The following is a 23656-nucleotide window of genomic DNA, read 5'->3' as shown; positions in this document are numbered from 1 at the left end:
CCTTGGAGACGCGCGCCAACAACGCCCTGATCGGCCTGTTCACCTTGGCGGTGATCGCCGCGGCGCTCGGCTTCGTCGTGTGGTTCGCGCGGCTGGCCGACAACACCAAGGCCAACCATTACCAGGTGGTGTTCTCCGGCTCGATCAGCGGCCTCACCGTCGGCTCGAGCGTGCTGTTCAACGGCATCCGCGTCGGCCAGGTCGACTCGCTCGACCTGATGCCGGACGACCCCTCGCGCGTCGTCGGCCGGATCACGGTGAAGGAGAGCACCCCGGTCAAGGTCGACACAAGGGCGCGCATGGAGTTCCAGGGCCTCACCGGCGGCGCCTATATCCAGCTCTATGGCGGCTCCTCCAACGCCCCGCCTCTGGAGCCGCCGCCGGACCAGGAATTCGCCACCATCTATGCCGAGCGCTCGGAGCTGCAGAATCTCGTCGACGGCGCGCGCGACACGGTGACCCAGGCGGCGCAGACGCTGACCCGCATCGACGAGTTCATCCGCAAGAACGAGGGCGACCTCACGGCCACGGTCGGCAATGTCCGCACCTTCACCCAGGCGCTCGCCAGCAATTCCGGCGCGATCACCGGCTTCCTGCAGACCACCGGGGACGCAGCCAAGCGCATCGGCGAGCTCGCCGACAGCCTCAACACCATGAGCGGCGATCTCCAGGCCCTGATCAAGGCGGTCGACCCCGCCAAGATCGACCGCATCGTCGGCAACGTCACCGCCGCCTCCGACCAGTTGAAGACCTTCGCGCAGGCCTTCGACGCCGCCAAGGCGCAGGCCGCCATCGCCAATGTCGAGGCCTTCACCCAGGCGCTGGCGGATTCGAAGGGCCAGATCACCGCGTTCGCCACCGACGCCGCCGGCGTGGCCGCCAAGCTCAACACGATGGCGCCGAAGCTGGAGGCGGGGCTGGATTCGATCAACAAGGTCGTGGGTGCCATCGACGGCGCCAAGATCGGCCGGACCGTCGACAATATCGACAAGTTCGCCGCCGTCATCGGCGACAATTCCGCCGAGATCGACGGCGTCCTCAAGGATACGCGCAAGCTCTCGGCCGACCTCGCCGGCATGACGCCGAAGCTCGCCACCGCCTTCGACAACATCAACCGGGTGGTCGCGGCGATCGACAGCGCCAAGGTCGACCGGGTCCTGACCAATGTCGACAAGGTCGTGGGCGCCGTCGACAGCGCCAAGGTCGGCCAGGCCGTCGACAACATCAACAAGTTCGCCGCCGTCATCGGCGACAATTCCGCCGAGATCGACGGCGTCCTCAAGGATACGCGCAAGCTCTCGGCCGACCTCGCCGCCATGACGCCGAAGCTCGCCGCCACCTTCGACAGCATCAACCGGGTGGCCTCGGCGATCGACGGCCCCAAGGTCGACCGGGTCTTGACCAATGTCGATAAGTTCGCCCAGACGCTCGGCGATTCCACCCAGAAGGTGCAGGGCTTCATCAACGATGCCAGCGATGTCGGCCGGAAGCTGAACGCCACCGCCGACCGGCTGGACGTGGTGCTGAAGAACATCGAGACCATGACCAGCAGCCCCGAAGGCAAGGGCATGTTCGCCGAGATCACCGAGACCGCGCGCTCGATCCGGACGCTGGCGCAGAACCTCGACTCCCGCACCCAGGAGCTGTCGAAGAACCTCAACCAGTTCAGCGGCGCCGGCCTGCGCGACGTGCGCGAGCTCGCCACCGACGGGCAGAAGACGCTGCGCGACATCCAGCGCACGCTCAACAGCCTGCAGCGCAACCCGCAGCAATTGCTGCTGGGTCCGAAGTCGACCATTCCCGACTACAAGGGACAATGAGGATGCCGGCCGCGTTGCGTTTTCGTCTCGGTTTCCTCCGTAGGCCGGCCGCCGGGTTCCGGCCTTCGCGCCTGGCCTGGCCGCTGCTGGCGGCCGGGCTGCTCGCCGGCTGCGGCAGCCTCTCCGCTCCGCCCCAGACCTTCGACCTCAGGGCGCCCGACATGGTCAAGCCGGCCCGGCCCGGCCGGGCTCAGCTGGTGATCGCCGAGCCCACCGCCCTGCAGGCGCTCGACAGCGACCGCATCCTGGTGCGCAGCGGCGACGGGCAGGTGAGCTATCTGCCCGCCGCGCAATGGTCCGACCGCCTGCCGAACCTGGTGCAGGCGCGCCTGATCCAGACCTTCGAGAATGCGGACCGCATCGGCTCGGTCGGCCGGCCCTCCGACAAGCTCACGCCGGATGCGACGCTGGTGGCGGACATCCGCGATTTCGAGATCCAGGCCGGCGGCGCGGCCACGGCCGTCGTCGCCATCTCCGCCAAGATCGTCAGCGAGAGCACCGGCCGCATCGTCGCCGCCCAGGTCTTCAGCGCCTCGGTGCCGGCCGGCGTCACCGGCCCGCAGGCGAGCGCCGCGCTCGACCAGGCGATGCAGACCGTGCTGCGCGAGATCGTCACCTGGGCCTCGTCCAGGATCTGAGGCGGGCGATCCTGCCGCGGCGCCGGCCCTGCATCAGCTGAACAGCGCCGCTCTCTCCTCGAAGGGCAGCGCCTCGATGTCGGCGAGCGTCACCGGCCGTGCCGGCGCGCGCCGGGGCGCCTCCTCGCCGGCGCCCTCCTCCGGCGTCGACCGGGCCGGCGGCCGCGGCCGCATCGGCGGCGTGAAGGGCGAGCCGGCGGCGGGCTGGGCGGCCCGGGACACGGGCATCGGCTCGGACGCCGGGACCGGCGGCGCAAGCGGCAGCGGCCGCAGCACCGTCTCCATCTTCAGGGGCGGCGGCTCGGCCGGCGCCTCTTCCGCCCAGATGGCGTCGACGTCGCTCTGCTCCATGCCCTGGCCGGGCAGAGCCGGACCGCTGAGGAAGGCGTCCTTGCTGCCGCGCAGGTCGAGCGGCGGAGGCGGCGGCTCGCCGGCGCCCCAGATGACGATCATGGCGTTGAGCCGGTCCTCCAGATAGCGCAGCACCTGGATCACCTTGCGGATGCGCTGGCCGGTGATGTCCTGGAAGGAGCAGGCGGTATAGATGTCGGTGGCGCGCTGGTCGATGATCTCGCAGGCCGCCGTCTCCACGCCGGCTTCGCGCATGGTCCAGGCCACCTCCTGCAGGTGCTCGGCCGCCGCCAGGATGTCGCCCGTCGCCGTCTCGGTCGACCGGACGATGGCGTCGAGCTCGTTGGTGGCCTCGCCGATGCGCCCGCCCTCGCCCTCCGGCTTGATCGCGGCGATCTCGGCCTTGGTGCGCGCGATGGCGCCGGCCATGTCGATCAGGTCGAAGCGCAGGCGCTCGGCCTGCCCCGTCTCGCGCCCGCCCTCGACCGCCTGCTCCAGCCGGCGGACGGCATCGAGCACCGCCGTCGTGTCGGCATTGCGGTTGCGCTGGGCATATTCGGCGAGGAACCAGCGCCCGCGCGCGGTCTCCATCACCGCGGCTTCGATGGCCGCGTAGTCCGCGTCGCTGATGAGGGGGGCCGGAGGCGTCGACATGGCGGGGCTCGTCAGGCGCTGGTGGCGGGCTGGGCGAGATGTCCGACAGCCGCCCGCGGGGCGAGCTCGGCCATCCTGCCCGGTCTCGAGGTCCGCCTCGGCGGCACGGCGTTCGATGCTCGTCCCATGCTTTTGTTTTTTCGCAGCTTTCCGAGGCCGCCCGGTGCCGCTTCGCTTGAAATGGCTGCCGTTGCGGGCGTATTCACATCTATGTCGAATCGCACGGCGGCGATCCGATTTCCGGGACTATGACCCGGAAGCCGTTGCTCGCCAAACCCTGCGTTCCGCGTCGTCCCGCCTCCGATGACCCTCTCGGCCCCCATCGACCGCCACGCGTCCCGCCGCGCCGCCTGGACGACGAGCGCGACCTATGCGCTGCTGCTGTCCGGGCAGGGCGTCTACCTGCCCTTCTTCCCGATCTGGCTGGCGCACCGCGGCTACGACGCCCGCGAGATCGGCCTGCTGCTCGCCATCCCGATGCTGATGCGCGTCTTCGCCTCGGCGCCGTTCGCCCGCATCGGCGACGGGCGCCTCGGCCCGCGCCGCACCTTCCTGATGATGGTCTGCGGCATGGCCTTCGGCTATGCCGGCCTGCCCTTCATGCCGGAATTCTGGTCGCTGGCGCTGATGCTGACCGTCGCCTCGACCTTCCTGGCGCCGACCACGCCGCTGCTCGACACCATCGTGCTCGACGGCGTCGTCCAGCACGGCCACGACTATGGCCGCATCCGGCAATGGGGCTCGCTGTTCTGGCTGCTCACGGCCATCACGATGGGCAAGGCGCTCACGGTGCTGCCGGCCGAGACGATCCCGCCGATCATGGCGATCCTGGCGGCGCTCACGGCGCTGTTCGGCCTCGCCCTGCCCGACGACCGCGGGACGATCCGCGCCGATGCCGTCAGGCCCGAACGGGGCGACGCGCCGCCGCGTGCGCTCTTCGCCCTCTTCATCGCCGCCAGCGCTTGCCTGCAAGGCGCGCATTCCCTGCTCTACAGCTTCGCCACCCTGATCTGGCAGCAGAGGGGCTTCTCCAGCAGCGAGATCGGCGGGTTGTGGGCGATCGGCACCATCACCGAGACGGCGCTGTTCCTGCTGGGGGGCAATGCCGCCGGTCGCCTCGGCCCCTATGCGATGGTGGCGATCGGCGGCGCGGTCGGCCTGCTGCGCTGGGTGCTGATGGGGTTCGATCCCGGCTCCGGCCTGACGATCGGGGCGCTGCAGGCCATGCACGCGCTCACCTTCGCCGCCGTGCATCTCGGCACGATGGGCTGGCTCAACCGCTTCGGCGGCGACCGCGCGACGCGCCAGGGTATCGTCGCCGCGGTGGTCGGCGCGGGCCTCGCCGGCGGCACGGCGCTGGCCGGCGTCCTCTATGGCAGCCTCGGCCCGCACGGCTATTTCGCCATGGCGGGCGTCTCGGCGATCGGGCTGGCCCTGACGGCGGCGGCCTGGTCGATGGAGCGGCGGGGAGCGGCCTGAGCGAAGCCGTCCGGGGACCGTCCTACCCCCAGAGCTCCGGCTGTGGCGGGAACACCGTGCTGCCTTCGTAGCGCAGGCCCGGCTCGCGGTCGCGGGCCAGCAGCAGCGGACCGTCGAGGTCGACGACCGCGGCGCGCTGGGCCAGCAGCAGGGCCGGCGCCATCGCCAGGGAGGTGCCGACCATGCAGCCCACCATCAGGTCGAGGCCGACGGCCTGCGCCGCCTCCGCCAGCGCCAGCGCCTCGGTGAGTCCGCCGGCCTTGTCGAGCTTGATGTTGATGGCGTCGTAGCGCCCGGCCAGGCCGGCCAGCGAGGCGCGATCGTGCAGGGATTCGTCGGCGCAGATCGGCACCGGCCGCCTCACCTGCGCCAGCGCCGCATCGTCCGCGGCCGGCAGCGGCTGCTCGATCAGCACGACGCCGGCCTCGGCGCAGGCGGTGAGGTTGCGCTCCAGGTCGGCGGCGCGCCAGCCCTCGTTGGCATCGACGATGAGCCGGGCGCCCGGCGCGGCGGCCCGGACCGCGGCGATGCGCGTGGCGTCGTCCGCGGTGCCGAGCTTGACCTTGAGGAGCGGGCGATGCGCCGCCCGGGCGGCGGCCTCGCCCATGGCGGCGGGCTCGCCCAGCGACAGGGTGTAGGCGGTGGTCAGCGGGCCGGGCTCGGGCAGGCCGGCGAGCTGCCAGGCCGGCCGGCCGCTGCGCTTGGCCTCCAGGTCCCACAGGGCACAGTCGAGCGCGTTGCGCGCCGCGCCCGCCGGCATGGCCGCCTGCAGCGCCGCGCGGTCGAGCCCGGCGGCGAGCGGCTCCGCCATGGCCTCGATCGCCGCGACGACGCCCTCCACGCTCTCGCCGTAACGGGCATAGGGCACGCATTCGCCCTGCCCGGCCCCATCGCCGTCCTCGATTCGGGCTACGACGACCACGGCCTCGGTGCGGGTGCCGCGCGCAATGGTGAAGGCGCCGGCGATCGGCCAGCGCTCGACCCGCACCGAGAGCCGCATGGTCATGCCTGCTTCTCCGGCGTGGTGACGATCAGCCCGTCGAGGGCGTCACGCACCCGGATCTGGCAGGAGAGGCGCGAGTTCGGCCGGACGTCGTAGGCGAAGTCGAGCATGTCCTCCTCCATCGGCTCCGGCTCGCCGACGATGGGCATGAAGGCCGGATCGACATAGACGTGGCAGGTGGCGCAGGCGCAGGCGCCGCCGCATTCGGCCAGGATGCCGGGAATGGCGTTGCGGATCGCGGTCTCCATCACGGTCGCGCCGTTCTCGGCCTCGACCGTGCGCGCAGCTCCCTGATGGTCCTTAAAGGTGATCGTCGGCATTGATGACCCTCGTCCTCTCCAAGGGGGCGCTCCCGATCCGGCCCGGAGCCACAGTCCCCCACGATGTCCCGCTTGGAGCCGGTCTATACAGAGTGGCCGCGCGCCGATCCAGCGCGTCGCGGCGATCAAGCCTGAGCCGCACCGACCTTGCATGGAAAATGCAAGATCAGGTCGTGGCCGAAGCCGCAAGAGCTGCTTGGGTCATCCGGCATCCTGCGCCAGGCGGTCGCGGATCGCCGCCTGCGCGCGGGCGAGCTCCGCCTCGAGCCGCTCCGGCCCGCCGTCCCCCGCCTCGACCGCCGCGGCCGCCGCCGCCAGCGCCCAGGCGCCGACGGCGCGGGCCGATCCCTTCAGCGTATGGGCCGCCATGCGCCGCTCCGGCGCCTCGCCCGCGACGATCCGGGCCGCGAGCGCGGCGGACTGGCCGGAGAACAGGACGAGCAGCTCGCGTTCGAGGGCGGCATCGCCGAAGGTCTGGCGTGCGAGATGGCCGGCGTCGAGGACGACATCCTCGTTGCAACCGATATCGTCCGGCACGATCCTCTCCATGGCGCCCCGCCTCCCCGCCCGTCCGCTCCGGCACGATTCTCTACCTTCCGCAGCCCGACCCTATGGCCCGGCCGCTCAGCCAATCGTGAAGGCCAGAGCCAGCCGGCAAACAAGCCTGCATCATGGTTGACGCCCCGTCAAAGCGCCGAATCGAAGGAAAAACCGCAAAAAAACCGTATTCTGCGCGGCTTTCAGCATGGTAAACAAGGCGTTAACGATAGCTGAGGGAAAGCGGCGCGAGCCGGTTTCCATTCCGACTGCGGGCCTGTACCATTTTCCTGCGGCATTCCTGCCCCGAGGCCGGCCGGCCCCGGGGGACGTCGCGTGTCGCTTCGGCCGAGGCGATGCGGACAGTACAGCCGCCGGACCGCGTCGGGTGCAAGAGAGCGCGGACGGCTGCGAACGAGTAGCGTGAGGCAAGTGATGGCGAACAAGTCGAAGGCGCAGGACCCGGCGGACGCGGCCCTGTCCGCGATCGAGGAGGCTCTCAACCTCGAAACGTCGACACCCGAGCAGGCGGATGCGGACGCCCGACCGAGCCTCCCCAATGTCGACGAAGGCTTCACGCTCGAAACCGCCGTGCCCCGCCAGCCGACCGAAGATCCGCCGCCTCGCGACGAGGAGCGTCCCGCCTCCGGCTTCGGCTCCCGCCGCACGCCGGCCAACGACGACCGCGAGAGCGTCGGCCAGCTGCTCTATGCCCTGCAGCGCAAGCCGCCGCGCACGCCCTATATCGTGGCCGCGCTGGTCGGGCTGCTCTGGCTGGCGGGCGGCGCTGCTGCCTTGCTGGCGCTGTTCGACCTGGCGCCGGCCGCCCTGGCCAGCATCGCCACCTATCGGGCCAATCCGGCCCTGATCGCCGGCTTCGTCGCGGTGGTGCTGCCGCCGGTGTTCTTCCTGATCATGGCCTCGATGATCTGGCGCGCGCAGGAGATGCGCTATGCCGCGCGCTCGATGACGCAGGTCGCCTTCCGTCTCGCCGAACCGGAGAACGTGGCGGCCGACGGCGTCGTCTCCGTCGGCCAGGCCATCCGTCGCGAGGTCGCGGCCATGGGCGACGGCATCGACCGCGCCCTCGCCCGCGCCAGCGAGCTGGAGATCATGGTGCACAACGAGGTGTCGCTGCTCGAGCGCTCCTATTCGGAGAACGAGCTGCGCATCCGCTCCATCGTCGAGGACCTCACGGCGCAGCGCGAGGCGATCGTCAACAATGCCGACCGCGTCCGCTCGGCCATCGTGGTGGCTCACGAGGGCCTGACCCAGTCGCTGGGCGACGTCGCCGGCCGGATCACGACCGAGGTCGCCGACGCCGGCGCCCAGGTGATGCGCTCCTTCGGCGACCAGGGACGCGAGATCACCGGCGAGCTCGGCAAGGTCGGCAGCGAGATGGTCGAGGCGATGGGCCAGCGCGGCTCGGCCCTGATCGAGCGCATGACCACCACGGCTGAGGATGTCAACCGGACGCTCTCCTCCGCGTCCGGCCTGGTCACCGATACGCTCAACCAGCGCGCCGACGAAGTCACCAACCGTCTGGCGGCGACCTCCGACCTCGTCAACGAGACCTTCGCCGCCCGGGCCAACGAGCTCAGCGGCACGATGTCGGAGCGGGCCCGGGCCCTGAACGAGGCCCTGACCCAGAACAGCCAGAGGATCGTCGACGAGATCACCCAGCGCGGCACCGACGTCAACGAGACGCTGATCCGCACCGGGGAGTCCTTGACCCAGGCCTTCGGCGAAGGCTCGGAGCTGGTGACGAACTCGATCCGCGAGACCGGCTCGAACATGGTCGAGCAGATCGCCTCCAGCGTCGCCGAGGTCAACAACACTCTGAGGGCGACGGGCGACGCCGTGCTGGCCGAGCTGCAGACCCGCGGCGCCAACGTCACCGGCAAGCTGGACGATACGGCGACGCGCATCGCCGAGATCATCACCACCCGCGGCGGCGACCTCGCCGACCGCCTCGCCGCCACCAGCGACCGCATCCACGAGACCATCGTGGTCAGCGGCGGCGACATCGACCGGCGCCTGTCGGAGACCGGCCAGTCGGTGGTCGCCGCCATCGAGGCGCGCACCGCCGACACGCAGGCCGCGGTTGCGGCCGCCTCCGAGATCATCGGCACGGTCTTCGTCAAGGAGGGCCACGGGCTCGCCGGCCTGCTGGCCCAGGCCGGCCGCGAGGCCGCCAATTCCCTGTCCTCGTCGGGCGAAGCGCTCGGCAAGGTGATCGAGGAGCGCAGCCAGGCCGCGGTGACGCAGATCAACACCGGCGTGCTCCGGCTCGAGACCACGGTCGACGCCCAGACCGAGGCCCTGGCCAAGACCATGGCCGACCGGCTGGAAGCCCATCGCCAGGGCAGCGCCGAGACCGCCAACGAGCTGCACGCCAAGCTGGACGGGCTGCTGTCGACGATCGAGGGCCGCAGCGCCAAGCGGGCCGAAGCCGTGCGCGGGGCCATCGAAGCGAGCCTCGCCGGCTTCGACGAGACCATCGCCGGCAAGGCGGCGGTGGTGCATGCCAATATCGACCAGCGCCTCGGCGCCTTCGAAGAGCGCTTCACGGCCGCTTCCGGCTCCGTCCAGGCCGAGCTCGACCAGCGCCTCGGCGCCTTCGAGGAACGCTTCTCGGCGATGTCGACGGCGACGCAGGGCGCACTCGACGAGCGCCTCGGCTCCTTCGAGCAGAGCCTGGCCCGGCTCTCCGCCCAGACCCAGGGCAGCCTCGACCAGCGCTTCGGCTCGTTCGAGCAGCGCTTCGCCGACAACGTGACCGCAGCCAACGCCACGCTCGAGCAGCGCCTGGGCGCCTTCGAGACCCGCTTCGCCGCGGTCTCGGCCACGGCCCATAGCGGCATCGAGCAGAATCTCGCCACCTTCGAGACGCGCTTCGCCGACAATGTCGGCGGCGTCCAGTCGGCGCTCGACCAGCGCCTCTCGTCCTTCGAGGAACGCTTCACCGGCAATGCGACGCAGGTGCAGTCGGCCTTCGACCAGCGCTTCGGCACCTTCGAGACCAGCTTCGCCAGCGGCACCGGGGCGCTGCAGGAGGCGCTCGACACCCGCCTCGCCACCTTCGAGGCGCATGTGGCGGCGAACACCGACGTGGTGCAGAGCGTGATCTCCGACCGCCTCAGCGCCTTCGAAAGCCGCTTCCAGGCGGACGCCGGCTCGGTGCAGTCGACGCTGGACGACCAGCTGCGCGCCTTCGAGACGGCGCTGGCGAGCCGCGTCGAGAGCGCCACCAAGGCGCTGGACGCTCGCATCGCCGCCCTGGAAGAGGTGGTCGACGTGCGCGCCACCGCCCTCGCCGGCCGCATCGGCGAGGATACCCGCTCGCTGAGCGAGGATATCGCCCAGCGCCTGCTCGGGTTCGAGAGCACGATCCGCGTGCACGGCAGCGCTCTGGTCGACCGCATCGACAACCAGATCTCCACCGCCACCGACACGCTGGAGGGCAAGCTCTTCAGCTTCGATCAGAGCTTCGGCTCCAAGTCGCGCGATGTCGCCGACACGCTCGAGGAGAAGCTGCAGCGCCTGGAGGAGAGCGTCGGGTCGCGCTCGCGGGAGATCGTGGACGCTCTCGACGAGAGGCTCACCGGCTTCGGCAGCAAGTCGCGCGAGATGGTGGAGTCCCTCGACGAGAAGCTGAACGGGTTCGACGAGCGGGTCGGCACCCGGTCGCGCGAGATCGCCGACACCCTCGACGAGAAGCTCAGCGGCTTCGACGAGCGCGTCGGCACCCGGTCGCGCGAGATCGTGGACGCCCTCGACGAGAGGCTCAGCGGCTTCGACGAGCGCGTCGGCACCCGGTCGCGCGAGATCGCCGACACCCTCGACGAGAAGCTCAGCGGCTTCGACGAACGCGTCGGCACGAGGTCGCGTGAGATCGGCGACGCCCTCGACGAGAAGCTCGGCGGCTTCGACGAGCGCTTCGGCACCAGGTCGCGTGAGATCGGCGACGCCCTCGACGAGAAGCTCGGCGGCTTCGACGAGCGCTTCGGCACCAGGTCGCGCGAGGTCACCGAGGCCCTCGACCACAAGCTGCGCAGCTTCGACGTGCGCGTGGCCACGCGCTCGCGCGACATCGCCAACGCGCTCGACGAGAAGCTGGCAGGCTTCGACCAGCGCGCCGGCGCCAAGGCCGAGGAGATCGCCGAGGCGCTCGAGGGCATGCTGCAGGGGTTCGACGGGCGTGTCGGCCTGACCGCTCGCCAGGTCGCCGAGAGCCTGGAGGAGAAGCTGCAGGGCTTCGATCAGCGCTACAGCGTCAAGTCGCGCGAGATCGCCCAGACCCTGGAGGAGAAGCTGCAGGCCTTCGACGACCGCTTCGGCTCGCGCTCGCGCGACATCGCCGACACGCTGGGCGGGGCGCTGCAGGACTTCGACGCCCGCTTCGACGGCAAGTCGCGCGAGATCGCCGAGAGCATGGCCCAGAAGCTCCAGGCCTTCGACGAGCGCTTCGGATCGACCTCGCGGGACGTCGCCGACACGCTCGACGACAAGCTCCAGATGTTCGACCAGCGCTTCGGCTCCAAGTCGCGCGAGATCGCCGACACGGTCGAGGACAAGCTCAACTTCATCGAGCAGCATTTCGGCTCCCGGGCACGGGAGATGGCCGACACGCTCGACGACAAGCTGCACGCCTTCGACGACCGCTTCGCCACCAAGACGACCGAGATCGCCGACACGCTGGACGGGCGCATCACCCGCATCGACCAGGGCCTCGACGCCCGCGCCCGCGCCCTCAACGAGACGCTGGCGGCACGCACGCTGGAGATGGCCCGCGTGCTCGGCGACGGCGGCAAGGAAGTCACCGTGGCGCTCGACACCAAGGCGCAGGAGATCTCCGAGCTGCTCGACGCCCGCTCGACCGCCATCGCCGCCTCGATTTCGGCCAAGGCGGACGACATCACCGGCCTGCTCACCAGCAAGAGCCTGCAGCTGACCGACCGGATCGCCGAGCAGTCGGCCACGCTCGCCGACCAGCTCGACAGCAGGAGCTCGATGATCTCCAACACCCTGTCGTCGAAGGCGATCGAGATCGCCGCGCAGTTCGACGACAAGAGCTCGCACATCGCCGACACGCTGGCCGGCAAGGTCGACGAGATCAACCGCACGCTCGGCTCGCGCGCCACCGAGGTCGCCAAGACCCTCGACATGCGCGTGGCGCATTTCGAGGACAACGTCATCGGCCGCCTCACCGAGGTGTCCCAGACCCTCGACGCCCGCGGCTCGCAGATCGCCGCGACGCTGCAGGAGAAGGTGCAGGCCGTCTCCGAGAGCCTGATGCAGAACGCCGCCGAGGTGGATGCGACGCTGTCGCGCCTCTCCGCCGATGTCGGCGTCACGCTCGGCAACCGCGCCGCCGAGATCAATGCCGTGCTGGGCAACCGCTCCAACGAGCTGGCGCAGATCCTGGACGAGCGCGGCAACGCCCTGGTCCAGACCATCTCGGCCCGCGGCAGCGCCATCACCAACGAGGTGGCCGATGCCGGCCTGATGGTGGTGCAGTCGCTGGAGGAGCGTGGCACGCGCATCGCCGCCGTGATCAGCGAGAAGGGCGGCGAGCTCGTCACCGCGCTCGCCGACAAGCGGGCGGAGCTCACGGCCTCGCTGGAGCTCTCCTCCGACACGCTGGCAGCGGCGATCGAGACGCGGGCCGGCCGCGCCGTCGGCGAGCTCGGCTCGGTGAACGACCGCATCCGCGTCGAGCTCGGCTCGCTGCTCGACCGGGTCGGCACCACCAACAAGAAGCTCACCGAGACGCTGGACGGCTCCGCCCGGTCGCTGGAGAGCATCGAGGGCGGCCTCAGCGAGCGGCTGGAAACCTTCCAGTCGACCATGAACGGCCTCGCCGACCAGGCGAACTCGGCGACCAGCCGCGTCGGCCACCAGGTGACGACGCTGCGCGAGATCTCGGGCGAGGTGCTCGGCGACGTCACCGCCCTCACCGGCCGGCTGGAGCAGCAGGCCTCTCAGCTCTCGCAGGCGGCGCAGGCCCTCGACCAGACGCAGGCGCGCGTCGACCGGGCGCTCGACGAGCGCCGGGCGGCGCTGGAATCCCTGGTCGGCGCCATCACCTCGAAGACCGAGACGATGGAGACGCTGCTGCGCTCCTTCTCCTCGACGGTGGAGGAGACGCTGGCCAATGCCGAGGCCAAGGCGAAGCAGGCCGGCACGTTGCTGGCCGACAACGCCAACACCACGGCGCATGCCATCGCCGAGCAGTTCGAGCTGATCCGCGCCACCACCGGCAAGGAGCGCGAGCGCACCTCCTCGTCGATGCGCGCCGCCTACGAGCAGGCGGTGGCCGAGGTCAACAACCTCTTCGGCAACGCCTCCGATCGGTTCTCCGAGGCGGCGCAGGAGATGCGCGGCATGGCCAAGACCATCCAGCAGGAGCTGGAAGCAACGCGCGCCGAGCTGCAGCGCGGCCTGATCGAGATCCCGCGCGAGACGTCGGAATCGACGGCGGCGATGCGCCGTGTCGTGGCCGAGCAGATCCAGGCGCTGAACGATCTCTCCGACATCGTGGCTCGCTCGGGCCGGACCTACGACGTGGTCGAGGCGCCGCGCCGGAGCGAGCCGGCGCGCCTGCCCGAGGCCGTGCTGCCGGCGAGCCTGACGCGTCCGATCGCCGCGCCGGAACCGGCGCCGCGCGCCCGAGCCGCCGAGCCGGCGCGCCCGGCCCCGCCGCCAGCGGCCATCCCCGCCCCGCGGCCGGCGCCGCCCCAGCCCGCGCCGCAGCCGCCGGCGCCCGCCCGACCGGCGGCCCCGCCCCCGGCCGCCGCCAAGCCCGCGGCTCCGCCGGCCCCGGCCCCGCAGCAGGCCGCCAAGCCCGAGCCGCAGCGGGCCCCGCAGCCTCCGGCGGCTCGCCCGGCCCCGCCGCCCGCCCCGCCGGCGGGCAATGGCGAGCGGCGCAAGAACGGCTGGCTCTCCGAAGTGCTCGCCCGCGCCTCGCACGAGGAGTCCGGCGCCGAGGAGCCGGCCGAGCCTCCCGCCGAGCAGCCCGCCTCGCTCGACACGCTGTCGGTCGACATCGCCCGGATGATCGAGCCGGAAGCGGCCGAGGAAGTCTGGGCGCGCTATCGCCGCGGCGAGCGCAACGTCTTCAACCGCCGCCTCTACACGCTGCAGGGCCAGAAGACCTTCGAGGAGATCCGCCGCCGCTATCGCCGCGACGAGGATTTCCGCGACACCGTCGATCGTTACATCGACGAGTTCGAGCGCTTGATCACCGAGGTCGATCGCGAGGACCGCAGCGGCGCCATGGCCAGGACCTATCTCACCGCCGACAGCGGCAAGGTCTACACCATCCTCGCCCATGCGGCCGGCAAGCTGGCCTGAGGGGCTTGACGCGAGGGACATGGAAAAGGCGGCTTCGGCCGCCTTTCTTGTTCCAGGACGCCCTCGAAAGGCGGCCTCACACGCTCATGCGGCGGCGGACCTCGTCCTCGTCCATGGTCTCGCGGGTGCCGGACATGACGATCTCGCCGCGGTCCATGACGTAGAAGCGGTCGGCAAGCTCGCGGGCGAAGTCGAAATATTGCTCCACCAGCACGATCGCCATGGTGCCCTTCTGCCTGAGATACGTGATGGCGCGGCCGATATCCTTGATGATCGAAGGCTGGATGCCCTCGGTCGGCTCGTCGAGGACCAGCAGCGAGGGGCGCGTCACCAGGGCCCGGCCGATGGCGAGCTGCTGCTGCTGGCCGCCGGAGAGGTCGCCGCCGCGTCGGCGCAGCATGTCCTTGAGCACGGGGAAGAGCGAGAACACGTCCTCGGGAATGTCGCGGTCGCGGGCCTTCAGCGGCGCATAACCCGTCTCGAGATTCTCCTTCACCGTCAGCAGCGGGAAGATCTCGCGGCCCTGCGGCACATAGGCGACGCCGCGGCGGGCACGCTCGTGCGGCGCGAGGGCGCTGATCTCGGCGCCGGCCCATTCGATCCGCCCGCGCGCGATCGGCTGGTGGCCGACCAGGGCCCGGAGCAGCGAGGTCTTGCCGACGCCGTTGCGGCCGAGGATGCAGGTGACCTCGCCGGGCTCGGCGCTGAGCGAGACCGAACGCAGCGCCTGCGCCGCGCCATAGTAGAGATCGAGGCCGGTGACCGTCAGCATGGTGCTCCCTACCTCCCGAGATAGACTTCGACGACGCGCTCGTTGGCGCTGACCTGGTCGAGCGTGCCGGAGGCCAGCACCGCGCCTTCGTGCAGGCAGGTGACGCGCACGTCGAGATCGCGGACGAACACCATGTCGTGCTCGACCACCACGACCGAGTGGTCCTTGGCGATGCGCTTCAGGAGCACGGCGGTCTGCGCCGTCTCCGCGTCGGTCATGCCTGCGGCGGGCTCGTCGACCAGCAGGAGCTTGGGGTCCTGCGCCAGCAGCATGCCGATCTCCAGCCATTGCTTCTGGCCGTGCGACAGCGAGCCGGCGAGCCGGGTGCGGACATGGTCGAGGCGGATGGTGTCCAGCACCTCGTCGATCTTGGCCCTGGCCGCTGCCGAGCGCGACCAGAACAGGTTGGCGAAGACCTCGCGCCCGCCCTTGAGGGCGAGCAGGATGTTGTCCTCCACCGTCTGGCTCTCGAACACGGTCGGCTTCTGGAACTTGCGGCCGATGCCGAGCTGGGCGATGTCGGCCTCGTCGAGCCTGGTCAGGTCGATCGAGCCCTGGAACAGCACGTCGCCCTTGTCGGGACGGGTCTTGCCGGTGATGACGTCCATCATCGTGGTCTTGCCGGCGCCGTTGGGGCCGATGATGGCGCACATCTCGCCGGCGCCGAGGGTCAGCGACAGGCCGCGCAGGGCGCGGAAGCCGTCGAAGGAGACCTCGACGCCGTCGAGATAGAGCAGGGTGTTGGTCAGCACCGCATCGTTGGGGATCATCGGGCTCACTCCGCCGGGTTCTCGACCGCGACGGGCGCAGCAGCCCGGGACGAGGCGCCAGGCCTGCGCCTGAAGCGCGCGGCGATCTGGTCGACCAGGCCGAGCACGCCCCTGGGCATGAACAGCGTCACCAGGACGAAGATGCCGCCGAGGATGAACAGCCAGTAGGGCGCCAGCATCCCTGAGGTGAAGGTGGTCTTGGCGAAATTGACGAGAATGGCGCCGAGCGCCGCGCCGACCAGCGTGCCGCGCCCGCCGACCGCGACCCAGATCACCACCTCGATGGAATTGCTCGGCTCGAACTCGCTGGGATTGAGGATGCCGACCTGCGGCACGTAGAGCGCCCCGGCGACGCCGGCGAGGCAGGCCGAGACGACGAAGACGAACAGCTTGTAGTTCTCGACGCGGTAGCCGAGGAAGCGGGTGCGGCTCTCCGCGTCGCGGACGGCGATCAATACCTTGCCGAGCTTGGAGCCGGTGATGCCGCGGCAGACGAGATAGCCCAGCGCCAGCGCGATCACCGAGGCGACGAGAAGCACCGTGCGGGTGGTCGCAGCCTGGATGTCGTAGCCCAGGATGTCCTTGAAGTCAGTGAAGCCGTTATTGCCGCCGAAGCCCATGTCGTTGCGGAAGAAGGCGAGCTTCAGCGCGAAGGTCATGGCCTGGGTGATGATCGAGAGGTAGACGCCGGTGACGCGCGAGCGGAAGGCGAACCAGCCGAACAGGAAGGCGAGGACGCCCGGCACGAACAGCACCATGAAGGCGGCATAGGGAAAGTGCTGGAAGCCGTACCAGGCATAGGGCAGCTCCTTCCAGTCGAGGAACACCATGAAGTCCGGCAGGACGGGGTCGCCATATTTGCCGCGGCTGCCGATCTGGCGCATCAGGTACATGCCCATGGCGTAGCCGCCGAGGGCGAAGAAGGCGCCGTGGCCGAGCGAGAGGATGCCGCAATAGCCCCAGACCAGGTCGAGCGACAGGGCGAGCAGCGCGTAGCACAGGTACTTGCCGAGCAGCGCCACCACCCAGGCGGGCACGTAGAAGGCCGAGCTCTCCGGCACGGCGAGATGGCAGATCGGGACGAGCACCCCGATCAGGGCCAGAACGGCGAGGAAGACCAGGCCGCGCCGGTCGGAGAGGAGCCGGGTCGTGATCATTGCTCCACCGCCCTGCCCTTCAGCGCGAACAGGCCGCGCGGGCGCTTCTGGATGAACAGGATGACGAGGACGAGCAGCGCGATCTTGCCGAGCACCGCGCCGGCATAGGGCTCGAGCAGCTTGTTGGCGACGCCGATCGACAGCGCCCCGACCAGCGTGCCCCAGAGATTGCCGACGCCGCCGAACACCACCACCAGGAAGCTGTCGATGATGTAGCCCTGGCCGAGATTGGGCGAGACATTGTCGATCTGGCTGAGCGCGACGCCGGCCAGGCCCGCAATGCCGGAGCCGAGGCCGAAGGTGAAGGCGTCGACCCAGTTGGTGCGGATGCCCATGGCCGAGGCCATGCGCCGGTTCTGCGTCACGGCGCGGGTCTGCAGGCCGAAGGCGGTGAAGCGCAGCACGAACAGGAGCGCGGCGAACACCAGGCCGGCGAAGACGATGATCCACAGGCGGTTCCAGGTGATGGCGAGGCCGCCGAGCTCGAAGGAGCCGGTCATGAAGGCCGGCGCCCCGACCTCGCGGTTGGTCGGCCCGAACAGCGTGCGCACCGCCTGCTGCAGGATCAGGCTGACGCCCCAGGTGGCGAGCAGCGTCTCCAGAGGCCGGCCGTAGAGCCAGCGGATCACCGTGCGCTCGATCACGACGCCGACGGCGCCCGCGACGAGGAAGGCGAGCGGGATGGCGATGGCCAGGGAATAGTCGAACAGGCCGGGGCTGTAGCTGCGGATCAGGTCCTGCACCACGAAGGTGGTGTAGGCGCCGAGCATCACCATCTCGCCATGGGCCATGTTGATCACGCCCATCACGCCGAAGGTGATGGCGAGGCCGATGGCGGCGAGCAGCAGCACCGAGCCGAGCGACAGGCCGTACCAGAGATTCTGGACGGCGTCCCACCAGGCGAGCTCGCTGCGGATGCCGGCGACGCCGGCCGCAGCGGCATCGCGGACGGATTGCGGCGCATCGGGTGGCAGGGACTGGAGCAGGCCGAGCGCGTCCTGGTCCCGGCGCGCGGCGATCACCGCCGCGGCGGCGATGCGGTCCGGCTCGCCGGCCGACGTCGAGAGGAAGACGATGGCCGCGCGGGCGAGCTCCAGGGCGCGCCGGACCCCGGCGTCCTTCTCGGCGGCGAGCGCCGTCTCGACGCCGGGCAGCGCCGCGGCGTCGCGCGCCTTGGCGACCGCCTCGGCGGCGGCCAGGCGCCTGGCCGGGTCGGGCGACATCAGCGTCAGCGCGCCCTGCGCCGCCTCGACGGCCCGGCGCACGCGGTTGTTGAGCCTGACCTTCTTCAGGCCCGGAGGTGGGGATGCGACCGCCTGGCCGGTGGCGGCGTCGATGGTGGCGCCGTCCCTGGTGTAGAACACCGCCTTGCCGGCCGGGTCGTAGCTCAGCCGTCCGTCGGCCAGGGCGTCGATGGTGGCCGCGGCCTGCGGATCGCCCGACGTGGCAAGAGCGCCGACCGCCGCCTCGATCGCGTCGAACTTGTCGGTGGCGAGCCGCGCATAGAGGGCGGCATCGGCACGCGCGGCGACGGGCGCGACGGCGAGGACGAGACAGAGGAGCAGCAGTGTCAGGACATTGCGCATCGGCGTTCCCCGGAGCGACAGTGCGCGGCCTCGACGCTGGCGCAGAGGCAGCGGCCCATCCCCTTGCCCGTCGGTTGCGGCGGAGCATGATCCGGGCCACGGCCGGAGCGGCCGGGCCCGGAAACGGCGGCGTGGATCAGGCGGCCTTGCCGCCGCACTTGCCGAGCTTGACGTTGAAATTGCCGCAGGAGAGCGGCTTCCTCCAGTCGGAGATCAGGTCCTTGGAGCCGTCGAGATAGTCCGACCATTCCTTGCCGACCACGAGGCCCGGGGTCTGGGAGACGATGTTGAACTGGCCGTCTTCCTGGATCTCGCCGATCAGCACCGGCTTGGTGATGTGGTGGTTCGGCATCATCGTGGCGTGACCGCCGGTGAGGTTGGGCACGGAGACGCCGATCAGCGCGTCGATCACCGCGTCATGGTCGACGGTACCGGCCTTCTCCACCGCCTGCACCCACATGTTGAAGCCGATATAGTGAGCCTCCATCGGATCGTTGCTGACGCGCTTGGGGTTCTTGGTGAAGGTCTTCCACTTCTCGATAAAGGCCTTGTTCTCCGGCGTGTCGACCGACATGAAGTAGTTCCAGGCGGCGAGATGGCCGACCAGGGGCTTGGTGTCGATGCCGGCGAGCTCCTCCTCGCCCACGGAGAAGGCGACGACCGGGATGTCGGTGGCCTTTATGCCCTGGTTGCCGAGCTCCTTGTAGAAGGGCACGTTGGCATCGCCGTTGATGGTGGAGACCACGGCGGTCTTCTTGCCGGCCGAGCCGAACTTCTTGATGTCGGAGACGATGGTCTGCCAGTCGGAATGGCCGAAGGGCGTGTAGTTGATCATGATGTCCTCGGCGGCGACGCCCTTGGACTTCAGATAGGCCTCGAGGATCTTGTTGGTGGTGCGGGGATAGACATAATCGGTGCCGGCCAGCACCCAGCGCTTCACATCCTCGTTGGCCATGAGGTAGTCGACGGCCGGGATCGCCTGCTGGTTCGGCGCGGCGCCGGTGTAGAAGATGTTGCGGGAGGATTCCTCGCCCTCGTACTGCACGGGGTAGAACAGGATGCCGTTGAGCTCCTCGAACACCGGCAGCACCGACTTGCGCGACACCGAGGTCCAGCAGCCGAACACCGCGTCGCACTTGTCCTTGGTCAGGAGCTCACGGGCCTTCTCGGCGAAGAGTGGCCAGTTGGAGGCGGGGTCGACCACCACGGCCTCGAGCTTCCTGCCGAGCACGCCGCCCTTGGCGTTCTGCTCCTCGATCAGCATCAACATGACGTCCTTCAACGTCGTCTCGCTGATCGCCATGGTGCCGGACAGCGAGTGCAGGATGCCGACCTTGATGGTCTCGTCGGCGGCGAAGGCGGCCCGCGTGCCGGCGCCGAGCGCCAGGGCGCTGGCACCGCCGGCCAGCATCATCATCGCCGCGCGGCGGCTCATCATCGGCTGCTTCATCATCTTCCCCCTGTTGGTGCGGTGAACGGTGTGTCTTGCGTTCGGCGGAAGCGTCTTGTGGCGACGCACCGATGGGGAAATCTGCCGCCTCTATTGCAATGCAGCATATACGTCGATTGACGTAGAGAGGCGGCAATGCCCGCAAAACGGGCGAGATGCCGGCGGATTGGGCAGAATTGCCGACGCGCGGCGGCACACGCCTTGCGGAGCGGCGGCATGCGCCTTGCAGGGAATGCGGCGGCCCGGCCGTCACGGGCGGTCCCGACCTCTGCTCCGCGGCCCGGCAAGATCGGTTGCTTTGCCCGGCCGCAGCCCGGAGGACGATCCCACCCGATGGCAGGCCGGCAACGCATCCTTCCGGTCCGGCGCGAGTACAACCGCTGGGTCGCCAACCAGACCCTGGAGGATTATGCGCTGCGCTTCACCGCCAAGAGCGCGCGCCAATGGTCGGCGCCGCGGGTGGCGCAGACGGCGATCGGCGCGATCTCCTTCCTGGCGCTGGAGGCGATCGGCGGGGCGATCACCCTGTCCTACGGCTTCGCCAACACGCTCGTCGCGACGCTGGTGGTCGGCGTCATCCTGTTCCTCACCGGCCTGCCGATCAGCCGCTATGCCGCGCGCCACGGCCTCGACATCGACCTGCTGACGCGCGGGGCGGGCTTCGGCTATATCGGCTCCACCGTCACCTCGCTGATCTACGCCACCTTCACCTTCATCCTCTTCGCCATCGAAGCCTCGATCATGTCGACGGCGCTGGAGCTGTGCTTCGGCCTGCCGCTGTGGATCGGCTACATCGTCAGCGCCATGGCGGTGATCCCGCTGGTGACCCATGGCATCACCTGGATCAGCCGCTTCCAGCTGATCACCCAGCCCCTGTGGATCGGCCTCAACATCCTGCCCGTCGGCTTCATCCTGTGGTCGGACTGGCCCTCCTTCACCGAGTGGACCCGCTTTCCCGGCCTGCACGACGCTTCGGCGGCCTTCGACATCCTGAAGTTCGGCGGCGCGGCCTCGGTGATCCTGGCGCTGATGCCGCAGATCGGCGAGCAGGTCGACGTGCTGCGCTTCCTGCCGGTGCCCAAGCCCGGATCGAAGCGCGGCTTCCTCTCGGTGCTGGCGGCGGGGCCGGGCTGGATCATCCTGGGGGCGCCGAAGCTCCTGTTCGGCTCGTTCCTGGCGGTGCTGGCGCTGCGCCACGGCGTCCCGGCCGGGCACGCGGCCGAGCCGGCGCAGATGTACCGCATCGCCTTCGGCTATGCCCTGCCCTGGTCGGATGCGGCGCTGGTGCTCACCGCCGCCTTCGTCGTGGTGTCGCAGCTCAAGATCAACGTGATGAACGCCTATGCCGGCTCGCTCGCCTGGTCGAACTTCTTCTCGCGGCTGACGCACAGCCATCCCGGCCGGGTGGTCTGGCTGATCTTCAACGTCGCCATCGCGCTGCTCCTGATGGAGCTCGGCATCTACGAGGCGCTGGAGCAGACGCTCGGCCTGTTCGCGGTGGTGGCGGTCGCCTGGCTCGGCGCCATCGTCGCGGACCTCGCCATCAACAAGCCGCTCGGCCTCTCGCCGCCGGGCATCGAGTTCAAGCGCGCCCATCTCTACGACGTCAATCCGGTCGGTGTCGGGGCCATGGGCATCGCCGCCGTGGTGGCGCTCATGGCGGCGGCCGGGACCTTCGGCGAGGTCGCCAAGGCGCTCGCCCCCTTCGTCGCCCTCGCCGTGTCGCTGGCGGCAGCGCCGGCCATCGCCTGGGCGACCAGGGGCCGGTACTACCTCGCCCGCAAGCCGCGCGCCGCCTGGAAGCTTCGGCCGGAGATTACCTGCAGCATCTGCGAGCACGCCTTCGAGCCGGAGGACATGGCCCATTGCCCCGCCTATGCCGCGCCGATCTGCTCGCTGTGCTGCTCGCTCGACGCACGCTGCCACGACCTGTGCAAGCCGGCCGCGAAGCTGCAGGCGCAGGTGCTGGGAGCGCTCGAGGCCACCCTTCCCGCCGCCCTCTCGGCCCGGATAAGCCCGCGCCTGGTGCAGTATTTCGGCGTGTTTGCCCTGTTCACCGGGGTGATCAGCCTGGTGCTCTACCTCATCCACTTCCAGGCCTCGTCGTGGGGCCCGGCGCATGCGGAGGTCGTCTCGAAGACGCTCTGGGTCGCCTTCGTCATCCTCCTGATCATCGCCGGCATCGTCGCCTGGTTCTTCGTGCTGGCGCATGAGAGCCGGCGCGTGGCGCAGGAGGAATCTTCGCGCCAGACGACGCTGCTGCTGAAGGAGATCGCGGCGCACCGGCGCACCGATGCCGAGCTGCAGCGGGCCAAGGAGGTGGCGGAGGCCGCCAACCTCGCCAAGAGCCGCTACGTCGTCGGCCTCAGCCACGAGCTGCGCACCCCGCTCAACGCGGTGCTCGGCTATGCCCAGCTCCTGGAGCGCGACGAGGCCATCCCTTCGGGCCGGCGCGGCAGCATCCGCGTCATCAAGCGCAGCGCCGAGCATCTCTCCGGCCTGATCGACGGGCTGCTCGACATCTCCAAGATCGAGGCCGGCCGCTTCCAGCTGCAGCGGGGCGACGTGCGCTTCGGCGAGTTCCTCGACCAGATCGTCGAGATGTTCCGGCTGCAGGCCCAGGCCAAGGGCCTCGACTTCCGCTTCGAGCCGGCCTCGCCCCTGCCCGACGCGGTGCGCACCGACGAGAAGCGGCTGAGGCAGGTGCTGATCAACCTGCTCTCCAACGCCATCAAGTTCACGCAGACGGGGCATGTGAGCCTGCGCGTGCTGCACCGCAACCAGGTCGCGACCTTCACCGTCGCGGACAGCGGCGTCGGCATCCCGGCGGCCGACCTGGAGCGCGTGTTCGAGCCCTTCGAGCGCGGCGCCCATGCCGGCAGCCGGACGCCGGGGCTCGGCCTCGGCCTCACCATCACCCGGCTCCTGGTGCAGATCATGGGCGGCGAGATCCGGCTGACGAGCGAGCCGGGGCGCGGCTCCGCCTTCCAGGTGCGCATGATGCTGTCGACCATCGCGGCGCCGGCGGCCGCGCCGGCGCTCGCCGTGCGCGGCTATCGCGGGCCCCGGCGCACCGTGCTGGTGGCGGACGACGACCAGGACCACCAGGACCTGATGCGCGCCGTGCTGGAGCCGCTCGGCTTCGCCGTGCTGACCGCCCGGGACGGGGCGACCTGCCTGGCGCTGACGGGCGCGGCGACGCCCGAGCCCGGCGCGTCCACCGCCGAGGCCGGGGCTGGCGGTCCTGCGGCCGATCCGGCGCTGAAGCCGGACATCTTCCTCCTCGACATCTCCATGCCCGGCATGAGCGGCTGGGACCTCGCCAAGGCGCTGCGCGCCGCCGGCCAGGCCGCGCCGATCCTGATGCTGTCGGCCAATATCGGCGAGAGCCATCCCGCCCATGGCGACGACGACGCCCATGACGACATGCTGGCCAAGCCCTTCGATCTCACGCAGCTGCTCGACCGGCTGGCCCACCTCCTGAGGCTGGAATGGCTGGAGGAGGCGCCGGATACCGCCCAGGCCCGGCCGGCGCCGGCCGCCCATCCCGGCGGCCGGCACGTGGAGGAGCTGCTGCGACTCGGCCGGATCGGCTATGTCCGCGGCATCGAGGCCAAGCTGGTCGAGATCGCGGCCGAGCCGGGCATGGACGGTTTCGTCGAGACCATGCGGGCGCATCTGCGCAGCTTCGATTTCGAGCGCTACACCAAGGCCCTGGAGGCGATCGGCGAGCCATGACCAGCAACCCCGGCGGACGGGTGCC

Annotated in this window: 14 protein-coding genes; 5 read left to right on the top strand and 9 right to left on the bottom strand. The window is 70.2% G+C overall.

What is annotated here, in order from left to right; translation table 11 throughout:
* The first annotated feature begins 2 nt into the window (after positions 1-2).
* Positions 3-1820, top strand: a complete 1818-nt coding sequence (locus QO011_RS30155) for an MlaD family protein (protein WP_307280712.1) — start codon at positions 3-5, stop codon at positions 1818-1820.
* Between the two features lie 14 nt (positions 1821-1834).
* The gene (locus QO011_RS30150; protein ID WP_307280709.1) at positions 1835-2458 is read left to right on the top strand and encodes an ABC-type transport auxiliary lipoprotein family protein; all 624 of its coding nucleotides are present in this window, start codon (positions 1835-1837) and stop codon (positions 2456-2458) included.
* Between the two features lie 33 nt (positions 2459-2491).
* On the opposite strand, the gene QO011_RS30145 is transcribed toward QO011_RS30150, so the two are convergent.
* Positions 2492-3463 carry a protein phosphatase CheZ gene (locus QO011_RS30145; protein ID WP_307280707.1) on the bottom strand — a complete coding sequence of 324 codons (972 nt, stop codon included), beginning with the start codon at positions 3461-3463 and terminating at the stop codon, positions 2492-2494.
* A gap of 303 nt (positions 3464-3766) precedes the next feature.
* Between QO011_RS30145 and QO011_RS30140 the strand changes: the two genes are divergently transcribed.
* On the top strand, positions 3767-4942 hold the full coding sequence (locus tag QO011_RS30140; protein WP_307280704.1) for an MFS transporter: 1176 nt from the start codon (positions 3767-3769) through the stop codon (positions 4940-4942).
* Between the two features lie 22 nt (positions 4943-4964).
* Here the strand turns inward: QO011_RS30140 and dgcA are convergent, their stop codons facing one another.
* From dgcA to QO011_RS30125, 3 genes are all read right to left on the bottom strand, one after another.
* Positions 4965-5948 carry an N-acetyl-D-Glu racemase DgcA gene (gene dgcA, locus QO011_RS30135; protein ID WP_307280702.1) on the bottom strand — a complete coding sequence of 328 codons (984 nt, stop codon included), beginning with the start codon at positions 5946-5948 and terminating at the stop codon, positions 4965-4967.
* A complete protein-coding gene (locus QO011_RS30130; RefSeq protein ID WP_307280700.1) occupies positions 5945-6265 on the bottom strand; it encodes a 2Fe-2S iron-sulfur cluster-binding protein in 321 nt (106 codons plus the stop codon). The genes dgcA and QO011_RS30130 overlap by 4 nt, the downstream gene beginning before the upstream one ends.
* A gap of 201 nt (positions 6266-6466) precedes the next feature.
* Positions 6467-6802 carry an Hpt domain-containing protein gene (locus QO011_RS30125; RefSeq protein WP_307280698.1) on the bottom strand — a complete coding sequence of 112 codons (336 nt, stop codon included), beginning with the start codon at positions 6800-6802 and terminating at the stop codon, positions 6467-6469.
* Positions 6803-7237: 435 nt separating this feature from the next.
* Between QO011_RS30125 and QO011_RS30120 the strand changes: the two genes are divergently transcribed.
* Positions 7238-14158 carry an apolipoprotein A-IV repeat region-like domain-containing protein gene (locus QO011_RS30120; protein WP_307280696.1) on the top strand — a complete coding sequence of 2307 codons (6921 nt, stop codon included), beginning with the start codon at positions 7238-7240 and terminating at the stop codon, positions 14156-14158.
* Between the two features lie 76 nt (positions 14159-14234).
* Here QO011_RS30120 and urtE read toward each other — a convergent pair whose 3' ends face one another.
* The 5 genes from urtE to urtA form a co-directional block, all read right to left on the bottom strand.
* The gene (urtE, locus tag QO011_RS30115; RefSeq protein WP_307280693.1) at positions 14235-14930 is read right to left on the bottom strand and encodes an urea ABC transporter ATP-binding subunit UrtE; all 696 of its coding nucleotides are present in this window, start codon (positions 14928-14930) and stop codon (positions 14235-14237) included.
* An 8-nt stretch (positions 14931-14938) separates the two neighbouring features.
* Positions 14939-15700 (bottom strand): urea ABC transporter ATP-binding protein UrtD, encoded by a 762-nt coding sequence (urtD, locus tag QO011_RS30110; protein WP_307280689.1) that lies wholly within the window; start codon positions 15698-15700, stop codon positions 14939-14941.
* 5 nt (positions 15701-15705) lie between these two features.
* Positions 15706-16857 (bottom strand): urea ABC transporter permease subunit UrtC, encoded by a 1152-nt coding sequence (gene urtC / locus QO011_RS30105; protein ID WP_307280687.1) that lies wholly within the window; start codon positions 16855-16857, stop codon positions 15706-15708.
* A complete protein-coding gene (urtB, locus tag QO011_RS30100) occupies positions 16854-18443 on the bottom strand; it encodes an urea ABC transporter permease subunit UrtB (RefSeq protein ID WP_307280685.1) in 1590 nt (529 codons plus the stop codon). Before urtB ends, urtC begins: the two co-directional genes overlap by 4 nt.
* A 136-nt stretch (positions 18444-18579) precedes the next feature.
* Positions 18580-19857 (bottom strand): urea ABC transporter substrate-binding protein, encoded by a 1278-nt coding sequence (gene urtA, locus QO011_RS30095; RefSeq protein ID WP_307280892.1) that lies wholly within the window; start codon positions 19855-19857, stop codon positions 18580-18582.
* A 369-nt stretch (positions 19858-20226) separates the two neighbouring features.
* Here urtA and QO011_RS30090 point away from each other — a divergent pair, with 369 nt between their 5' ends.
* Positions 20227-23631, top strand: coding sequence for an ATP-binding protein (locus QO011_RS30090; RefSeq protein WP_307280681.1), 3405 nt, complete (start codon positions 20227-20229; stop codon positions 23629-23631).
* The last annotated feature ends 25 nt before the right edge of the window (positions 23632-23656 follow it).

The organism is Labrys wisconsinensis, assembly GCF_030814995.1.
GTDB lineage: Bacteria > Pseudomonadota > Alphaproteobacteria > Rhizobiales > Labraceae > Labrys > Labrys wisconsinensis.
Note: the sequence above shows the minus strand (reverse complement) of the source record. Positions and strands in the feature narration are given on the sequence as shown.